Origin of the sequence: Rhodococcus sp. CX (assembly GCF_015865005.1) — a bacterium.
Taxonomy (GTDB): Bacteria; Actinomycetota; Actinomycetes; order Mycobacteriales; family Mycobacteriaceae; genus Rhodococcus.
On record NZ_JADZGH010000164.1, the window covers coordinates 1 to 3,023 of the forward strand.

At 67.7% G+C, this 3,023-nt stretch carries 4 protein-coding genes; 2 read left to right on the plus strand and 2 right to left on the minus strand.

Annotated features, from left to right (window positions below):
- A partial coding sequence (locus I0Q12_RS34930) for a hypothetical protein (protein ID WP_307846314.1) occupies positions 1-242 on the plus strand: 242 nt, incomplete at its 5' end.
- Here I0Q12_RS34930 and I0Q12_RS17245 read toward each other — a convergent pair.
- Complete coding sequence (locus I0Q12_RS17245; protein WP_307846316.1) at positions 179-1,411, minus strand: cutinase family protein; 1,233 nt, start codon at positions 1,409-1,411, stop codon at positions 179-181. The genes I0Q12_RS34930 and I0Q12_RS17245 overlap by 64 nt on opposite strands.
- A 247-nt stretch (positions 1,412-1,658) precedes the next feature.
- Between I0Q12_RS17245 and I0Q12_RS17250 the strand changes: the two genes are divergently transcribed.
- Entirely contained in the window at positions 1,659-2,354 is a 696-nt protein-coding gene (locus I0Q12_RS17250) for a radical SAM protein (RefSeq protein ID WP_197253058.1), read from the plus strand.
- 112 nt (positions 2,355-2,466) lie between these two features.
- Here the strand turns inward: I0Q12_RS17250 and I0Q12_RS17255 are convergent.
- The coding region (locus I0Q12_RS17255; protein WP_197253059.1) for an NUDIX hydrolase at positions 2,467-3,023 on the minus strand (557 nt) is incomplete at its 5' end.

Here is a 3,023-nt window from a genome sequence, read left to right on the forward strand (position 1 = left end):
CCGGGGTGGTCGTGGTGCTCGTCGTGGTCTCGGAGGTGGTCTCCGCGGTCACCGCGAGCGCGTCCGCGGAGGCGCTCTTCGTGGTGGACTTGGGCAGTTCACCCTTGTCGGCCTGTTCGGCCAGGTGGGTGAGCCACTGGGCGGCGTATTCGGCCGAGGTCAGCGGACACCACTTCGACTACTGGCGTGACGCGGACGCGGCGAACGGCAAGCCGCTGACCTCGCCGAGGGTCTGCTGGTAGGGATCGCTCAGCGCGACCGGGATGGTGTTCGCGTTGTCCGCGATGAAGCCGATGATCTCGTTGCGCACCTTCGTGGGCAGATACACCAGGTTCTCCGCCGCGCTGAGCTGGAGCTCCGTGTCGGCGGCGACGTCCGTCGGCTGGGTCGGCGTGTAGCTGGGATCGGACACCTTGATCAGCACGTCGAGGAAGGTCTGGTCGGTCTGCATCCAGTTGCCCTGCGCCTGGATGTCGGCGAACGCGAGCATCGCGACGCGGCCGATCGTGACCGCCAGGTCCTGGCCGGTCGCCAGGGTGAGGCCTTCGTCCTGCATCCGGTCGATGTTGAGCTGCCGGCCGACGTTCGAGGCGAGCTGGAGCAGCGCGATGTTCTCCGGGGCGTCGCACGTGAAGTCGCCCTCGGAGCAGAACGAGGCGATCCTGCCGTCCAGCGCGCCGAAGCCGCCGCTGGTGTCCGTCGCGATGCCGCTGCCGTCGGCGCTCGTGTTCCCGGACTGGTAGGGGCGGTCGTATCCGTCGGGATTGCGGAACGGATCCTGCGCGCCGGGGAACGGACCCTCGCCCGCGGTGCGGCCCGCGTCGGCGAGGATGACGACACCGACCACGTAGTTCGGGTCGACGATGTCGTACGAGCCGTCCTCGTTCGGTTTCTGGTTGCCGATCTCCATCGCGGCGCGGCGGGCCACGTCGGCGCCCTCGCTGTATCCGACGATCGCGAACTGCGTGTTCGGGCACTCGGCGCGGATCGCCTTCATCACGGTCTGGGCGTTGTCGACGCCCGTCTCGACCGCGTCCTCGTAGGTCGCCATGTGCGCTGGATATTCGACGTAGAACGCGGCGTAGTCCTTGCCGGCGTCGCGCGGGGCGTTGACCACCGGGTCGACCCAGGGGCTGTTGTAGTCCCCGGACATCGCGGCGGGCAGCGTCGTGCCGTCGGGCGTGGTGAGCATGGCGTGCTGACCGGTGCGCGGGGTGTCGGTCCGGCCGCCGATGGCGATGCTCACCATGTCGTGGCATTCGTTGGTCATCGCGACCAGAGCGGTGTCCGTTCTGACCGGCGTGTCGGTCCCCGTCACGGCGACCGCCACCAGCGCCGCCACTCCCAACACTGCCGGAGCCGCCAGGCCCGCTGCGATCCGCCGTCGGTGCGACGCCGTCTGCTCTGCCATATCCGTCCAATCCGGTTGTGGTCACCCATCGACCACCCCGCAATGGGGTGCCCCCGCGTCACAGGGCATGTCGGCTGCCCCGGCGACGGCGTTACATTTCCGCGGTCCGCGTCGCCGATCTGTGTCCGGTGCCAGGTGGTACCGGCTGCGGGCGAATGAGCGAAAACGCAGCGGCCCTGTGGCTTCGACTCGTAGGATGTCGGACGCGCCCAATGTTCCCTGAGGGCTACGCGGTGTGGCCTGATGGTTGCCGCGGGCTCTGCATCTCGATTTTGTCGTGGCACTGACCGTTGCATGTCGAATACTGCACGGGAGGAACGAATCCGTGGCCGATGACGACAACCCGACCCGAGCGCCCTTCTCCGTGCCGCCGAAAGTCTCTGGGCCGGCTGGTTTTGCTGGGAGAGCCCGGACGGCTCCGGACTGTGAGATCTGGTTCACCATCGGGCAGGCGTGGCCGCGGATCCCGGCCGAGGCGTATGCACTCGGCCGCCGGAAAATTCAGTTCATCGGAGGGGAGCCGCAGCTCAATCCGGCATTCGGCCGACTGCTGCGCCGGAGTATCGACGTCGGATTCGATTTCGTCGAGGTGTTCACCAACCTCACGCGGCTCGACGAGGCGACCCTCGAATTCTCCGCAGCCAACGGAATCCATTTCGCCACCTCGGTCTACTCGGGCGATCCCGCGGTCCACGACACCGTCACACAGATTCGGGGGAGTCATCGGCGCACGACCGGAAACCTGCGCCGGCTGATCGAACGGAAGGTGCCGACCCGTGCGGCGGTACTGGCGATCGACAATGACACCGCGGGGTTCCGAGGATCGAAGCCGAAGTCTGTTTCCCGGCACGCTGCCCCCGGTCGTGCAACCCGGACCTGGGCTGTCCGTGCGAGCCGCTGCTGTGCACGCAGTCGTGTGATCCCCAGGGGGCGGAGGAAGTGACCGAGTGAAACGGACTCGTATCGCGGCGATTTCGGATGCGATGATCACCGGGGTCTATGCGCGGTGTCGAATCATCCACTGCACCCGGATGTTCGATCCGGCGCGATCCATCTCAGCCGGGCGGGCGCAGGGCGGCGAATTCGTCGGTGACGCGCAGGCGTGAGTCGGTGAACCGGTAGAGGGCGGCGGGGCGCCCCCCGGTGCGTCCGGGCGGGGCGGTCGTGCCGGTTGCGGTCAGCACGTTGCGGCGCTTGAGAACTCGCTGCAGGTTCGTCGCATCGACCTGGTAACCCAGTGCAGCGCAATAGATGTCGCGCAGTTCTGACATGGCGAACTCCGCGGGGGCCAGCCCGAATGCGATGTTCGTGTAGGACAGCTTCGCCGCCAGGCGGGCACGGGCGTTGTCGACCATCACGCCGTGGTCGAAGGACGTCTCCGGCAGGTGCGCCACGGGATGCCAGGCGGTGTCGTCGGGCAACTGCGGATCCGACGTGCTCGGTATCAGGCCGAGATAGGTGGACGCGATGGTACGGGGGCCGGGGATGCGGTGGGGGGCGGAGAACACCGACAACTGTTCGAGATGGGAGACCTCGCGCACATCCACCTTCTCGGCGAGCTGGCGGCGCGCAGAGGCGGTGAGGTCCTCGTCGTCGCGCAGCTGCCCACCGG